Source organism: Paenibacillus sinopodophylli, assembly GCF_005930355.1.
GTDB lineage: Bacteria > Bacillota > Bacilli > Paenibacillales > Paenibacillaceae > Pristimantibacillus > Pristimantibacillus sinopodophylli.
The window spans coordinates 42,052-56,295 of the sequence record NZ_VDBO01000021.1 but is presented as its reverse complement, the minus strand read 5'-3'; the positions used below and the strand labels follow the sequence as shown (position 1 = coordinate 56,295).

Annotated in this window: 15 protein-coding genes; 14 read left to right on the top strand and 1 reads right to left on the bottom strand. The window is 48.4% G+C overall.

What is annotated here, in order from left to right:
- Positions 1–203 precede the first annotated feature (203 nt).
- Positions 204–755, bottom strand: coding sequence for an NADPH-dependent FMN reductase (gene ssuE / locus FGT79_RS29325; RefSeq protein WP_138756367.1), 552 nt, complete (start codon positions 753–755; stop codon positions 204–206).
- Between the two features lie 185 nt (positions 756–940).
- Between ssuE and FGT79_RS29320 the strand changes: the two genes are divergently transcribed.
- From FGT79_RS29320 to hisIE, 14 genes are all read left to right on the top strand, one after another.
- Entirely contained in the window at positions 941–1,888 is a 948-nt protein-coding gene (locus FGT79_RS29320) for a glycosyltransferase family 4 protein (RefSeq protein ID WP_138756366.1), read from the top strand.
- Between the two features lie 178 nt (positions 1,889–2,066).
- Complete coding sequence (locus FGT79_RS29315) at positions 2,067–3,209, top strand: PucR family transcriptional regulator (RefSeq protein ID WP_138756365.1); 1,143 nt, start codon at positions 2,067–2,069, stop codon at positions 3,207–3,209.
- An 89-nt stretch (positions 3,210–3,298) separates the two neighbouring features.
- Positions 3,299–4,420 carry an ABC transporter ATP-binding protein gene (locus FGT79_RS29310; protein WP_138756364.1) on the top strand — a complete coding sequence of 374 codons (1,122 nt, stop codon included), beginning with the start codon at positions 3,299–3,301 and terminating at the stop codon, positions 4,418–4,420.
- A gap of 175 nt (positions 4,421–4,595) precedes the next feature.
- Positions 4,596–5,534 carry an HPr(Ser) kinase/phosphatase gene (gene hprK / locus FGT79_RS29305; protein ID WP_138756363.1) on the top strand — a complete coding sequence of 313 codons (939 nt, stop codon included), beginning with the start codon at positions 4,596–4,598 and terminating at the stop codon, positions 5,532–5,534.
- A gap of 21 nt (positions 5,535–5,555) precedes the next feature.
- Complete coding sequence (lgt, locus tag FGT79_RS29300; RefSeq protein ID WP_138756362.1) at positions 5,556–6,557, top strand: prolipoprotein diacylglyceryl transferase; 1,002 nt, start codon at positions 5,556–5,558, stop codon at positions 6,555–6,557.
- A 23-nt stretch (positions 6,558–6,580) separates the two neighbouring features.
- Complete coding sequence (ppaX, locus tag FGT79_RS29295; protein WP_138756361.1) at positions 6,581–7,252, top strand: pyrophosphatase PpaX; 672 nt, start codon at positions 6,581–6,583, stop codon at positions 7,250–7,252.
- Positions 7,239–7,772, top strand: a complete 534-nt coding sequence (locus FGT79_RS29290) for an acyltransferase (protein ID WP_138756360.1) — start codon at positions 7,239–7,241, stop codon at positions 7,770–7,772. The genes ppaX and FGT79_RS29290 overlap by 14 nt, the downstream gene beginning before the upstream one ends.
- 292 nt (positions 7,773–8,064) lie before the next feature.
- Complete coding sequence (locus FGT79_RS29285; protein WP_138756359.1) at positions 8,065–9,294, top strand: ATP phosphoribosyltransferase regulatory subunit; 1,230 nt, start codon at positions 8,065–8,067, stop codon at positions 9,292–9,294.
- Positions 9,291–9,935 carry an ATP phosphoribosyltransferase gene (gene hisG, locus FGT79_RS29280; protein WP_138756358.1) on the top strand — a complete coding sequence of 215 codons (645 nt, stop codon included), beginning with the start codon at positions 9,291–9,293 and terminating at the stop codon, positions 9,933–9,935. The genes FGT79_RS29285 and hisG overlap by 4 nt, the downstream gene beginning before the upstream one ends.
- Positions 9,936–9,995: 60 nt before the next feature.
- Positions 9,996–11,282, top strand: coding sequence for a histidinol dehydrogenase (gene hisD / locus FGT79_RS29275; protein ID WP_138756357.1), 1,287 nt, complete (start codon positions 9,996–9,998; stop codon positions 11,280–11,282).
- A gap of 221 nt (positions 11,283–11,503) precedes the next feature.
- Positions 11,504–12,103: an imidazoleglycerol-phosphate dehydratase HisB gene (gene hisB, locus FGT79_RS29270; protein ID WP_246096681.1), complete on the top strand. Its 600-nt coding sequence runs from the start codon at positions 11,504–11,506 to the stop codon at positions 12,101–12,103.
- A gap of 1 nt (position 12,104) precedes the next feature.
- Entirely contained in the window at positions 12,105–12,719 is a 615-nt protein-coding gene (gene hisH / locus FGT79_RS29265; RefSeq protein ID WP_138756355.1) for an imidazole glycerol phosphate synthase subunit HisH, read from the top strand.
- Between the two features lie 69 nt (positions 12,720–12,788).
- Positions 12,789–13,547 carry an imidazole glycerol phosphate synthase subunit HisF gene (gene hisF / locus FGT79_RS29260; protein WP_138756354.1) on the top strand — a complete coding sequence of 253 codons (759 nt, stop codon included), beginning with the start codon at positions 12,789–12,791 and terminating at the stop codon, positions 13,545–13,547.
- Entirely contained in the window at positions 13,544–14,236 is a 693-nt protein-coding gene (gene hisIE / locus FGT79_RS29255; protein WP_138756353.1) for a bifunctional phosphoribosyl-AMP cyclohydrolase/phosphoribosyl-ATP diphosphatase HisIE, read from the top strand. The genes hisF and hisIE overlap by 4 nt, the downstream gene beginning before the upstream one ends.
- Positions 14,237–14,244: the final 8 nt, after the last annotated feature.

Here is a 14,244-nt window from a genome sequence, read left to right as displayed (position 1 = left end):
TTAGCTCAGTTGGTAGAGCACCTGACTTTTAATCAGGGTGTCGTAGGTTCGAATCCTACATGACTCACCATTTTTTTCTAAATATAACATCGTAGCCGTTGATCTCGCGATCTTCGGTTTTTTTGTTTTCTCAGCACAAAAAACGGTGGACACAAGCGCGAAAATTTCGCGCGAATGTCCACCGTTTTTTTGTTATGAGAGGCTTATTTGCCGCGAAGTTCAAGTTCTTGTACCAGCTCATTGACTGTCTCCGCCAAACGGAGTGTGAGCTCCTCATTAATTTCGAATACGGGGGCCTCGTTAGGTTCCTGGATCCGATTAATTTGAGAATCAACAGCGTATACGCCACTAACATAAATTCTGGCACCCATGGATGCGAGTACGGGCTTGAGGGAATAATCAATAGAGAGAAGATGTGCAATCGTTCCGCCGATAAACAGAGGTACGATGATTTTTTTATCAAGTCCTTTCTGCGGAAGCAGATCAAGGAAAGTTTTGAGTACACCTGTGAAAGAAGCTTTATATACGGGACTTGCGATAATAACAGCATCTGCATTGGCTACAAGTTGATTAGCTTCTACGATGGCTGGACTGCCAAAACGTGCATGGATTAGATCCTCAGCAGGCAGAGAAACAACTGTTATCGTATCAACGGTTAGGCTTTTCTCTTGGAGCTGCTGCTCAACAAACTGTGTAATCCCGTTCAAACGGGAAGATGTATTCGGGCTTCCAGAAATAATAACGATATTCGGCATAAGTAGGCTCCTCTGTTTTAGGGTCGATAATTCAGATGTAACACTAATCCGATAAGTAAACTTTGAATAAATAGTATCATGAATGTGAAAATCGGTCAAACAGAGATGCATGTTTTCTTGTATTTTAACGATATAAGGGAACAATGTATACACAGAATGACTAATTAGAAAAAGGGGTAGTTGCAATGGTATACGGATTAGCGGCATTTATTAGCTTTGCGATTGTATTTGCAAGCGTACCACCGCTTCGAATCCTTGCGCTGCGCCTTGGCTTTGTTGATCGTCCCAATCAAAGGAAAATTCACAATAAGCCGATTCCTCTGATGGGAGGAGCGGCTATTTTTGTCGGCTGCGTCATTGCTATGTTTGTTTTTATCGGTTTCACGCCACTTACATGGACGATCGTTACTGGAGGAACCATACTCGTTGTGGTTGGGCTTCTTGATGATGCTTCGAAAGCGAAGGGAAAAGATTTTCCCGTATGGCCGCGTGTCATTCTTTATTTGGGCGCCGCCTCCATACCCACATTATTTCATATTAATATCGCAGGTATAGCGAATCCATTCACAAGCCTGTTTATTTCGTTTCCCGACTGGGTTTCATGGCTAACGACTATGATATGGGTATTCGCTTTGATCAATATGATTAATTTCATTGACGGCGTTGACGGTCTAGCCTCGGGTGTAAGTACGTTGTCGGCGCTGACGCTACTAATCATTGCGATGATTAAAGGCCAGCCGAGCACAGCCATACTTGCGATCATTTTGGCGGGGGCATGTTTTGGGTTTCTTGTACACAATTTCTATCCTGCACGTATATTTATGGGTGATGCCGGTGCAACCTTTCTCGGTTATACGCTTGCAGTCATCGCTGTGGACGGGACGTTCAAAAGAGCTACCTTCATCACGCTGCTTGTTCCACTGCTAGCGCTTGGCCTCCCCATCTTTGATACGGTCTACGTCATGCTAAGAAGATTAATTAGCGGCAAGGGCTTGCATCGTGCAGATAAGCTGCATACCCATCATTTATTGATGAAGTGGGGCCTTAGCCAAGTGCAAACCGTATCATTCTTATATTTGATAGCGGCGTTGTTCGCATTGCTATCAATTATACTTTTACTTGCTATAAGCTGAATTAACGAGGCCTATGTGGTACAATGACGGGGAAAAGCGTTATTCTATATCGATGGACGAATAAGCTTTTTTTACACATTAAACCGCTGATATAGAGCTGCTAAAAGATCCTTCGCGCGGTTTTCCAGATGAGGCTGCCGCATAGCTGCTAATGCTTATGGAGATTGGAGATAGAGAAATGAGCACGACAGATTGGTTGAAGCCGCTGGAGTACATTTTGAACTGTCCGGTACATGCTGTTACGAAATCACTTACGGAGTGGAAAGCATTAATAAGCGATGCTGACGATCTGTGGCTAGGCGAGCATACAACGTCTTCTTCTATAGAAGGCCAGCGTGTAGAAAAAGATAACCATACATGGATCGTTATTTCCTCTAATGAGTATGAAGTCAGCCTGCTTGAACTCAATCGATTTGCTCTTGCAGACAAAGAGAAAGAGTTGATTAGCTGGACCCTGCAGTTGAACGGGAGTACCTTGACGGAGAAGAAGAGCGCTGCGCTCTCAGAAACGGAACGACAGGCGCTAAAGCTTAGCGATTGGATACAAAAGCAGCTTGAAGCCGACGAGCCAGCCTATTCGCTGCCAGATCATTTAACCGTTGGCAGTCGTTTGTTTAATGAGATGATTCCGTTTCTTCTTGTTACCGAGCAACAAGGTACTGAGCAAGCTACATACGCCGATTTAGAAAAGTTGCTTCGATCCTTTATGTCAGACGACATTTTGCTTATACCGCTTAAGGGTCAAGAATGGTTGATCTGGGGCTCTATGTCATTATTGAGGGATGAGGACTCGGATACTTTCGATGAGCAAGAGGAAGAGTCGCTTGAGGAGAGTTTGGCATCGATCGGACTTGGGTTGCATGAGATGCTTGCGAGCGAGTGGATTGGCGAATGTCATCTTGCGGTCGCTCATCCAGCTTCTCCGGCTAAAGGGATGATTGAGACGACTATGCTCTTACGGGAAACGATTAATCTCGGAAGGAAATTTCATGTCGGAACGAATATTCATTTGCCGTGGATGCTGCAATTGGAGCGGCTGTTGAATGCCATCCCAGAATTACAGCGAGCCAAATATTTGGAGCAGTCTTTGAAAAGAGCAGACCTGTTCGTTGAGTCTGAAATGCTCAGTACGCTTGAGACTTTTTTCACACTCGATTGCAATGTTAGTGAGACGGCCAAGAAATTATACATTCATCGTAATACGTTATTATACCGCTTAGACAAGCTTAAACAAGAAACAGGTCTTGATGTACGCCAGTTCCGTGATGCAGTTCTAGTCAAAATTATATTGCTATTGTACAAAGTTACGAAAAGAAATTAGTTTTTTTGTAAAGTTTGTGCATAGTCACAAGCTCCTTGGTGGGATAAGATATAGGCATATCGAAATTTCTTTCTAGGGGGAAAATTATCATGGCAGGCGTACGTTTAGAAGGCATTTACAAAAAATACCCGGGTACTGACAAAGCATCGGTTACTGACGTTAACTTAGATATTAAAGACAAAGAGTTTCTCGTATTGGTCGGACCATCTGGTTGCGGTAAATCGACTACTCTTCGTATGATTGCAGGCCTTGAAGAAATTTCTGAAGGCAAATTGTTCATCGGCGATCGCCTTGTGAATGACGTTGCTCCTAAAGACCGCGACATCGCGATGGTATTCCAATCCTACGCGTTGTACCCGCACATGAACGTTTACCAAAACATGGCTTTCGGCCTTAAACTTCGTAAATTCAAAAAAGCAGACATCGACAAACGTGTTCGTGAAGCTGCTAAAATTCTAGATATCGAGCATTTGCTAGATCGTAAGCCAAAAGCACTTTCCGGTGGTCAACGTCAACGTGTCGCTCTAGGACGCGCAATCGTTCGTGAGCCGCAAGTATTCTTGATGGATGAGCCGCTTTCCAACTTGGACGCGAAACTTCGTGGACAAATGCGTGCTGAGATCAGCAAGCTTACAAAACGTCTTGAAACAACAACTATCTACGTAACGCATGACCAAATCGAAGCAATGACAATGGGTGACCGTATCGTTGTTATGAAAGACGGCTTCATTCAACAAACAGCTTCTCCAGAAGAGCTTTACAACCACCCTGTAAACATCTTCGTAGCTGGCTTTATCGGCGCTCCTTCGATGAACTTCATCAGCGGTTCGCTTACAGAGCAAGGCGGCGCGCTTCGCTTCAAAGCAAGCGGCGTTGACGTAGTTGTTCCAGAAGGTAAAGCTGCATCGCTTCGTTCGAAAGGCTATATCGGCAAAGAAGTGGTTCTGGGTATTCGTCCAGAAGATCTTCACGAAGAGCCAGTATTCCTTGAAGCATCACCACAAACAATTGTGAACGCAAATGTTGAGGTTGCTGAGAACCTTGGTCACGAAATGTACCTATACCTGAACGGTATCGGCACTGAAACAGTTATCGCACGTGTTGATGGCCGTTCTGGTCTACGTGATGGCACAAGCGTTAAGCTTGCGCTTGATATGAACAAAGTACATTTGTTTGACAAAGCGACAGAACTTAACATTTTTGAAGCTTAATAAATAGTATGGAGAGAGAACGGTCGGACTATCCGGCTGTTCTTTTTTTGTCCTTTATTGGCAGGGCGTCACATGGAGCAAACGTTGCGTTCGCAGTCGTTTTCCTTTACGATGAAGACATTGGAAAAAAACATACATACATATACGCAGCTGTCATATGAGGGAGGCTAAAGCGATGCCGAAGAAAGTGAAAGTATCTGAGCTTGTTAAACAGTTCCAGCTCGAAATTATTGCTGGCGAGGACGGAATGAAACGTGCAATTACGGTTGATGATTTATATCGTCCTGGTCTAGAGATGGCTGGTTATTTCCATTACCATCCGAGTGAGCGTGTGCAGCTGTTAGGTCGTACAGAAATTTCGTTCTTGAACATGCTTGACAGTGAGGAACGGAAGGATCGGATGGTGCGGCTATGCAATGAAGATACGCCGTGCATCATTCTGACCAGAGGACTTGAAGCGCCGCAGGAGCTTGTTGAGCAATGTAATGTGACACAAATTCCGCTGCTGCGCAGCCAAATTGCGACGACGATTCTATCCAGTCGGATTACAGATTTCTTAGAAAGAAAACTTGCGCCTACTGCAACAATCCATGGCGTGCTTGTTGATGTATATGGTGTAGGTATGCTTATTACGGGCGGGAGCGGAATTGGTAAAAGCGAAACAGCGCTTGAGCTTGTCAAGCGTGGACATCGGCTTGTTGCTGACGACGCAGTAGAGCTAATGCAAACCTCTGATGCTCAGTTGCATGGCAGTGCGCCGGAGCTCATACGTCACTTGCTTGAAATTAGAGGCCTTGGCATTATCAATGTCATGACGCTGTTCGGAGCAGGTGCTGTGCGTACGCAGAAACGCATCGGTCTTGTCATCAAGCTGGAAAATTGGCAGCAGGACAAGCAATATGACCGACTCGGACTAGATGAGGAAACGACGCGCATTATTGATACAGACATACCGCTTGTCACAGTGCCGGTACGTCCAGGGCGGAACTTAGCGGTTATTATAGAAGTAGCGGCCATGAACTTCCGCTTGAAGCGAATGGGCTACAACGCCGCTCTTCAATTCACGAACAAGCTAACGGAAACCATTGCAGATGATATGGATGAATACGATTGAATCTAAAGGGGATATAAAAGAATGAAGACATTGCAACTTAATCCAATCGCCTTCAGTCTAGGATCGCTTGATGTGCATTGGTATGGCATTATTCTTGGAGCGGCAGCGCTTGTTGGTTTGCTGCTCGCTGTGCAGGAAGGCAAGCGCTTCGGTATTAAACCGGATTTATTTATGGATCTGCTGCTTCTCGGCGTGCCTTCAGCGATCATTGGTGCGCGTATTTACTATGTGGCGTTCAAGTGGGATGACTATAAAGGAAATTTGATTGATGTATTCAAAATTTGGAATGGCGGAATTGCTATTTATGGCGCTATTATTGGGGCGTTCATATGCGGGTTCTTCTATTTCCGTTACAAAGGCTATAAATTCTGGAGACTTGTCGATATTGCGATTCCAGGTATGCTAGTTGGACAAATGATCGGACGCTGGGGCAATTTCATGAACCAGGAGGCTTACGGCGGTGAGGTAAGCGAAACATTCCTGCGTAATACGCTTCATTTGCCATCCTTTATCGTAGATCAAATGCTCATTGAAGGCGTATATCGCCATCCTGCCTTTCTGTACGAATCCATCTGGAGTTTAGTTGGTCTTATAGTTTTGTTCGTATTGCGCCGTCAACGATTTTTGCGTGCGGGTGAGCTGACAGCCAGCTATTTCATATGGTATTCCATTGGGCGTTTCTTTATTGAAGCGCTGCGTACGGACAGCTTGGCATTCAGAGGACCATCGTGGCTAGCATCATTAATTAATGGACTATGGACGCCTATGGAGGCTTTATTCAAGCAAGGTTATCTTGATCCTGCTTATGGCAACATTAGAATTTCTCAAGTACTCGCTTTGCTCCTTATTATTGGAGCGGTTACGTTCATTATTGTGCGCCGGAAGAAAGGCTATGCATCCGCGTATTATCTGGACCCCATTACAACGAGTAAACCGGAGCGCAATGGCGGCAATGATGCGATTACAGTAAACCCTGCTGATACAGTGAGCACCGTTAAAGAGAAAGAAGACAACAAACGATAAGCGTACATCAAGGAGGTTTATGCATGACAGGCACAATCAAGACGATGCTGTTCGATCTGGACGGTACAATAATCGACACCAATGAGCTTATTATTCGCTCGTTCATAGAATCCCTGCAGGGAGTAGCGGCTGAAGGCTTCGGCAGAGAGCATATTATTCCTAGCATGGGGGAACCGCTAACGGACCAGATGAAGCGTTTTTCGGGCCTAGAAGATGTTACACATTTGGTGGCGGCATACCGCGAGGTCAATTTGCGTCTTCATGATGAATACGTGAAGTCATTCGACTATGTGAATGAGGTCATTGAGCGTCTGCATGGAGAAGGTATTCAAATCGGCGTGGTTACAACTAAGATGAGACTTACAACAGAGCGGGGCTTGAAATATGTGGGCTTGTACGATTATGTAGATGCGATTGTTACCATTGACGATGTCGTTAATCCCAAGCCTCATGCTGAGCCTGTGAGCAAGGCTATTGGCTTGCTCGGAGCAGATCCAGCAACGACGCTAATGGTCGGGGACAGCATAGTAGATATCCATTCTGCTATAGCCGCAGGAGCGTTAGCGATTGGAGTCGCTTGGTCGCTGAAAGGCGAGCAGAAGCTGAAAGAAGCGGGGGCGCATGCGGTCATTCATGACATGCGTGATCTGTATGCCTATGTAGGATTGGAGCGGGAGACGCTTGCGCAAAGTTGAACGATATCCAGTGGAGGGACCAAACGCGCTGTGGCAGGTGTATTCAACGGTAAGCCGAATCAAATCGGTTCGTAACTTTATCTTTATCCAGCTAGCGCGCTATTGTCCCATTCTTCCGCTAAAAAATTGGATTTACCGCCGAGTGCTCGGTATGAAAATTGGCGAGCATACTGCTTTTGCTCTTATGGTGATGGTAGATGTATTTTTCCCAGAGCGGATATCGGTTGGCAATAATACCATTATCGGATATAATACAACCATTCTAACTCACGAATATTTGATTAAGGAGTATCGTTTGGGTAACGTCTCTATCGGCTCAAACGTTATGATTGGCGCAAACACGACCATATTGCCCGGCGTTACAATCGGCGATAATGCAATAGTCTCAGCAGGCTCTCTCGTTCATAAGGATGTTCCAGCCTATGCGTTTGTTGGGGGCAATCCAATGCGGGAAATACAGCGGGGCGATATCGTTATGCCGAGCAATAATGACGAGAATGTCCGCAACCTTTTGAACTAATGAGCTTTCAAAAAAGCTTCGTCCGCGCGAGTTCAAATCGTGTTCGGTCGGGGCTTTCTTTTTGGAAATATAGAAAGGATATGCTTTCGCCATCCTTTCTATATATTTCACGGAATGAAACGCGCTGCGCCGCCGGAGGACAGAGACAACCGTTTCACCTTTGGTATTGGGCTGGTTATACGCTTGACTGAATGAAGCTGTTCATGCTAATATAACGACTAAACCCTTTAATTTGTTAGCATGGTAACACGGTATTGCTTTAAACTACTAAAGTAAACGAAGGTGAACTTATATGTCTAAACCAAAAGTGTTCGAGAAACCGATAGGTGTTAAGGATTATTTACCAGGCGCAGTTGCTAAGCTGCGTCATATTGAACGTGAAGTTCTAGCTTGTATGCAGAGCTGGGGCTATGATCAAATTATTACGCCTACTATGGAATACTACGATACAGTAGGTGTAGCCAGCTCGACCTCGGATCAGAAGCTTTTTAAGCTGCTCAATAACCGTGGTACGACGCTTGTGCTGCGCTCCGACATGACAGCTCCGATCGCTCGTGTCGTTTCTTCTTTATTGAAGCAAGCTGATTTTCCCCAGCGCTTGTCTTACCACTCGAACGTATTCCGTGCAATTGAGGAGGAAGCGGGTCGTGAAGCAGAGTTTTTCCAAACAGGCGTGGAGCTCGTAGGAGATTCATCAGCAGAAGCGGACGCTGAGGTAGTTGCGCTCGCTATCGCTTCGCTTAAAGCTGCAGGCGTGGAGCGATTCAAAATCGCAATCGGCCATGTCGGCTTCCTAAACGGTTTAATGGAAGAATCGCTGCCAGGACGCAAGGATGCTCAGGAGCAGCTCAAAAGCTGTTTGCTCGGACGTGACTTTGTTGGCTATCGCGAACAGCTTCGTAAGCTATCGCTTGAAGAGTCCGTGCAAAGCGAGCTTGAAGGCGTTCTAAGGCTGCGCGGCGGGCAGGAGATTTGTGATCAAGCGCTCCAGCTTAACGTGGATGATGAGGCGCGTGCATCAATTAGTCACTTATGCGAGATTTGGGATGTATTGAAGGCGTATGGTGTTTGTGAGCATGTGCTTATTGATCTGACGATGATTGGAGACTTCTCTTACTATACAGGCATGACCTTTGAAGGTTATGCAGCAGACCTAGGATTCCCGGTTGTCAGCGGCGGTCGTTATGACAATCTGCTTGCGCAGTTCGGCAGACCAGCACCGGCTACAGGCTTCGCATTGAAAACGACGCGTATTCTGGAACTTCTAGGCGACAACGAGGAGAACGAAATCGCACGGACATTGATCGTCTATGATGCTGAAGGTCGCGGAGAAGCGCTTGTGAAAGCGCAGGAGCTGCGGGCGGCAGGTGTTAATGTCGTGACTGAGCGATTGAATGAGGAAAGCAGAGTACCGGAGCACGCCAAGAACGATGTGAAGAAATCATTCACGTATAAGGGTGTAGCGTATACAGCTTTGCTATCGTATGAAGGCAACGGAATTAAAGGGGGCAGCGCCACATGAGCGGACAGACTAAAGATATTTTAAAAGTGGCGATGCCTAAGGGCCGTATTTATAAAGTAGCGTCGAAGCTGTTCCGTGAGGCTGGACTGCCAATTCCAAGCGATTTCGACGATACGCGCAAGCTCATTATCGAGCTGCCAGAGGTAGGCATGGAATTTATAATGGCGAAGCCGGTAGATGTGCCTACATATGTGGAGTATGGTGTGGCAGATATCGGCATTGTCGGTAAAGATGTGCTGATGGAGGAAAACAAGGACGTTTACGAGCTGCTTGATCTGGGGATTGCAAAATGCCGGATGTCCGTTATCGGATTGCCGGACTGGAAACCTACCATGAATCCCCGCGTTGCCACTAAGTATCCGAATGTCGCATCCGCATACTTCCGCGAGCTTGGTCAACAGGTGGAGGTCATTAAGCTGAATGGCTCTATCGAGCTTGCGCCGATGATCGGTCTAGCAGACCGCATTGTAGATATGGTGGAAACAGGCCAAACACTGCGTGAGAACGGACTTGTGGAGATGGAGTCGATCTTCGGCATCACTAGCCGTTTAATTGCTAACCGGGTGAGCTACCGGATGAAAAACGATGTGATACAAGGCTTGTGCGATCGCTTGCAGGCGACGCTGGCTAAACGGGAATAAGCGTCTTTTGGCGACAAAAGACTTTGATCATATGGCGAGTAAGAGGAAGGAGTGGATGATATGCGCATTATGCGTGCTGAGCAGTTTGGATTGAAGCGCGAGGTGGAGTATGGAACACCGGAGCAGAATGAATCGGCTCTGCGAATCGTCGCAGACGTAAAGGCCGAGGGAGATGCGGCGCTGCTGAGGTATACGGAGCAGCATGACCGGGTTAAGCTGGATGCGGCATCGCTGCGTGTGACGCAGGAAGAGATTCAGGCGGCGTACGCAGAGGTCGACGCCGATTTCCTTACGGCGATACGCGAAGCGGCCGTGAACGTGAGGGTGTTCCACGAGAAGCAAATGCGGACCTCGTGGATGGATCTGCAGCAGGACGGAACGCTGCTCGGGCAAATTATGCGACCGCTGAAGCGGGTCGGCGTATACGTGCCCGGAGGCAAGGCGGCTTATCCGTCGTCCGTGCTGATGAATGTGATTCCGGCACAGGTAGCCGGCGTGCCGGAGATCGTCATGGTGACGCCGCCTGCAACCGGCGGCACTGCGGGGATCGACCCGTATATACTCGTTGCCGCCGCTGAAGCAGGCGTCAAGGAGATGTACCGGGTCGGCGGGGCTCAGGCCATTGCCGCGCTTGCATACGGCACGGACAGCATTGCTCCGGTCGACAAAATATGCGGACCGGGTAATATTTATGTGGCGCTGGCGAAGCGCGCCGTATTCGGTGCCGTCGATATCGACAGTATCGCCGGGCCAAGTGAAATCGTCGTGCTTGCAGACGATTCAGCAGATCCCGCGTACGTAGCCGCGGATCTGTTGTCGCAGGCCGAGCACGATGAGATGGCGTCGGCGATTCTCATTACGCCGTCGCAGCAGCTTGCTGAGGCGGTTGCTGCGGAGGTGGAGCGTCAGCTGTCCACGCTGCCGCGCCAGGATATCGCGCGCAGCTCAATCGACAGTTACGGTGCTGTGCTGCTCGTGGATTCGATAGAAGCAGGCATCGACGTCGTCAATCAGCTTGCGCCTGAGCATCTTGAGGTGCTGACGGTTGATCCGATGCGTCTGCTCGGCTACATCCAGAATGCCGGTGCCATATTCCTCGGGCCTTACAGCTCGGAGCCGGTTGGCGATTATTTTGCAGGGCCGAATCACATCATCCCGACGAACGGAACAGCACGTTTCTCGTCGCCGGTGAACGTTGACGACTTCCTGAAGAAGTCCAGCCTGATCTATTACAGTAAAGAAGCGCTGCTTGCTAATGGCGAGAAGATTATGACGCTGGCGCGCCATGAAGGACTTGAGGGGCACGCTCGCGCAATAGAGATTCGTCTACAGAAAGAGCGCGAGTAATCATACAAGCAAGCTTATTAATCATAAATGATATTTCCTCGGATGCGGTGTGGAGATTCGCTACACGGCTGGGAGCATGCGGCACTGGCTCATTTTTTCAGATGTACTGCCCTATTGGTGAATGGATGAGAACAAAGGCTGCAAAAGCAGAGACTACAACGCGGCATTAGAAACTTGAATCAACCTATAAACGAAACCTAATGAAGGAAGAAGGAATGAAAGTGTCAGACAATCAGGTACGCGAAGCATCGGTAGCACGCAAGACGAACGAGACGGATATTAAGCTTACATTTGCAGTAGATGGAACGGGCGAGACGAAGCTCGAAACGGATGTGCCGTTCCTAAACCATATGCTTGACTTGTTTACGAAGCACGGCCAGTTTAACCTGGAGCTGGAAGCGCGCGGGGATATCGACATCGATGATCACCACACGGTAGAGGATATCGGTATTTGCATCGGGCAAGCCCTTCGGGAGGCGCTTGGCGAAAAACGCGGCATTAAGCGTTATGCGAGCGTGTTCGTACCGATGGATGAGGCGCTTGCACAGGTTATTGTTGACGTGAGCAACCGTCCGCACTTTGAGTATCGTGCAGAGTATCCATCTACGCAGGTAGGCAGCTTCTCTACAGAGCTTGTTCACGAATTTCTATGGAAGCTTGCGTTGGAGTCGCGTATTACATTGCATGTAATCGTACATTACGGCAAAAACACGCATCACATGATCGAAGCCGTATTCAAGGCGCTTGGACGTGCGCTCGATGAAGCGACTAGCATTGATCCACGTGTACAAGGAGTACCTTCAACGAAGGGAGTGCTATAGCATGATCGCGATCATCGATTACGGCATGGGCAATCTATACAGCGTAAGCAAAGCGGTAGAGCGTCTGGGCTACGAAGCGGTTATTACCGATGATCCACAGACAATTACTGCTGCAGACGGTGCAATTCTGCCAGGCGTCGGCGCTTTCGGCGATGCGATGGAGAACTTGCGCGAGACGAAGCTTGATGAGGTAGCCAAAGCGTACGCTGCTTCCGGTAAGCCGATGCTTGGCATTTGCCTTGGCATGCAGCTGTTGTTCAGCGAGAGCGAGGAGTACGGGACGCATGAGGGGCTTAATCTGCTTCCTGGCAAGGTCGTTCGCTTCGCGGGCGACTACAAAATTCCGCACATGGGCTGGAATAAGCTATCTTTCCTGCAAGAGCAGTCGCCGCTATTCAATGGTTTGACTGAAGGTCATGTGTATTTTGTCCATTCCTTCCATGCGAAGCCGGAGCAGGACTCCGACTTGCTGGCGACTACGGATTATTACCAGCAAGTAACGGCGATTGTAGGACGCGGCAACGTGTACGGTATGCAGTTCCATCCGGAGAAAAGCGGTAAGCTGGGCATGCAACTGCTGGGCAGATTCCTCGCGTTAACGAAAAACGAACAGTAATTACCACGTGATTATACAGTGGTTCCTATAGATGAAGCCTGTTTTATTGGGCACAAAGGAGAGGGAAACATGCTGGCGAAGCGTATTATTCCGTGCCTTGACGTCAAGGACGGACGCGTTGTGAAAGGCGTGAACTTCGTAAACCTGCGCGATGCGGGTGATCCTGTCGAGCTTGCGGCCACCTATGACCAAGAAGGCGCAGATGAACTTGTATTTTTGGATATCTCGGCTTCTGTAGAAGGTCGCGCAACAATGATCGAGGTCGTTAAGCGGACAGCAGGAGAAATTACGATACCGTTCACAGTAGGCGGAGGCATCTCCCATGTCGATGACATGAAGAGGCTGCTGCGCGCAGGCGCGGACAAGATCGGCATTAATACGGCGGCTGTCGTTAATCCTGCACTTGTGCAGGAGGGTTCTCGCAAGTTCGGCTCGCAGTGCATCGTGGTTGCCATAGACGCGAAGTTTAATGCGGAGTGGGGCGAGTGGGAAGTGTACACACACGGCGGACGTAAAACAACAGGCATCAAGGCGCTCGAATGGGCACGCGAGGTGGAGCGTCTCGGAGCGGGCGAAATTCTGCTAACAAGCATGGATGCGGATGGAACAAAGGATGGCTTCGATATTAAGCTGACCAAGGCGGTATCGGAATCGCTGGGTATCCCGGTTATTGCATCAGGCGGAGCGGGAAGAATTGAACACTTCAACGATGTGTTCAAGCAGGCACATGCCGATGCGGCGCTTGCCGCTACGATATTCCACTATAAAGAAATGACGATCCGCGAAGTGAAGGATGATTTGCGGTTAAAGGGAGTAGAGGTACGATGACGGATTCGAATCAAAGCGAGCTCAGCTCTAGCATCAAATGGGATGACGCGGGGCTTGTGCCTGCAATTGTACAGGATGCACAAAGCAAAGAAGTGCTTATGATGGCCTACATGAATAAAGAATCGCTGCAGCTTTCTGTAGAGTCGGGTGTAACGTGGTTCTGGAGCCGTTCGCGCAATGAGCTGTGGAACAAAGGTGCCACCAGTGGGCATACACAGCGTATCGTTTCCATGACTTATGATTGCGATGGCGACACGCTTCTGGTCAAAGTAGATCAGGTAGGCCCAGCCTGCCATACAGGCCGCTACAGCTGCTTCTTCAATGCGGTGGAGATAAATGGACGTGAGGCGGCATCCACAAGCGATGCAGTCACGACTTCCGACCGTTTCGCTACACTTGGACAGCTGGAAGGCACAATTGCTGAACGTTATGCAGAGCGCCCTGAAGGCTCTTACACGTCGTATTTGTTCGACAAAGGCGTGGACAAAATCTTGAAAAAGGTCGGCGAGGAAGCTTCAGAGGTCATTATCGCCGCCAAAAATAAGGATAACGATGAGCTGAGAAGCGAAGTTGGCGATTTGATTTTCCATCTGATGGTGCTGCTTCGCGAGAGAGGGCTCCCGTTTGATGATGTGATCAGCGAGATTAACAGTCGTCACGGAAAACCGACAACGAACAAGATGAGATAAGCAGTGGC

Bases quoted from the DNA above. Each gene is read 5' to 3' on its own strand.
- ssuE (WP_138756367.1), bottom strand. From the start codon at position 755: ATGCCGAATATCGTTATTATTTCTGGAAGCCCGAATACATCTTCCCGT.
- FGT79_RS29320 (WP_138756366.1), top strand. From the start codon at position 941: ATGGTATACGGATTAGCGGCATTTATTAGCTTTGCGATTGTATTTGCA.
- FGT79_RS29315 (WP_138756365.1), top strand. From the start codon at position 2,067: ATGAGCACGACAGATTGGTTGAAGCCGCTGGAGTACATTTTGAACTGT.
- FGT79_RS29310 (WP_138756364.1), top strand. From the start codon at position 3,299: ATGGCAGGCGTACGTTTAGAAGGCATTTACAAAAAATACCCGGGTACT.
- hprK (WP_138756363.1), top strand. From the start codon at position 4,596: ATGCCGAAGAAAGTGAAAGTATCTGAGCTTGTTAAACAGTTCCAGCTC.
- lgt (WP_138756362.1), top strand. From the start codon at position 5,556: ATGAAGACATTGCAACTTAATCCAATCGCCTTCAGTCTAGGATCGCTT.
- ppaX (WP_138756361.1), top strand. From the start codon at position 6,581: ATGACAGGCACAATCAAGACGATGCTGTTCGATCTGGACGGTACAATA.
- FGT79_RS29285 (WP_138756359.1), top strand. From the start codon at position 8,065: ATGTCTAAACCAAAAGTGTTCGAGAAACCGATAGGTGTTAAGGATTAT.
- hisG (WP_138756358.1), top strand. From the start codon at position 9,291: ATGAGCGGACAGACTAAAGATATTTTAAAAGTGGCGATGCCTAAGGGC.
- hisD (WP_138756357.1), top strand. From the start codon at position 9,996: ATGCGCATTATGCGTGCTGAGCAGTTTGGATTGAAGCGCGAGGTGGAG.
- hisH (WP_138756355.1), top strand. From the start codon at position 12,105: ATGATCGCGATCATCGATTACGGCATGGGCAATCTATACAGCGTAAGC.
- hisF (WP_138756354.1), top strand. From the start codon at position 12,789: ATGCTGGCGAAGCGTATTATTCCGTGCCTTGACGTCAAGGACGGACGC.
- hisIE (WP_138756353.1), top strand. From the start codon at position 13,544: ATGACGGATTCGAATCAAAGCGAGCTCAGCTCTAGCATCAAATGGGAT.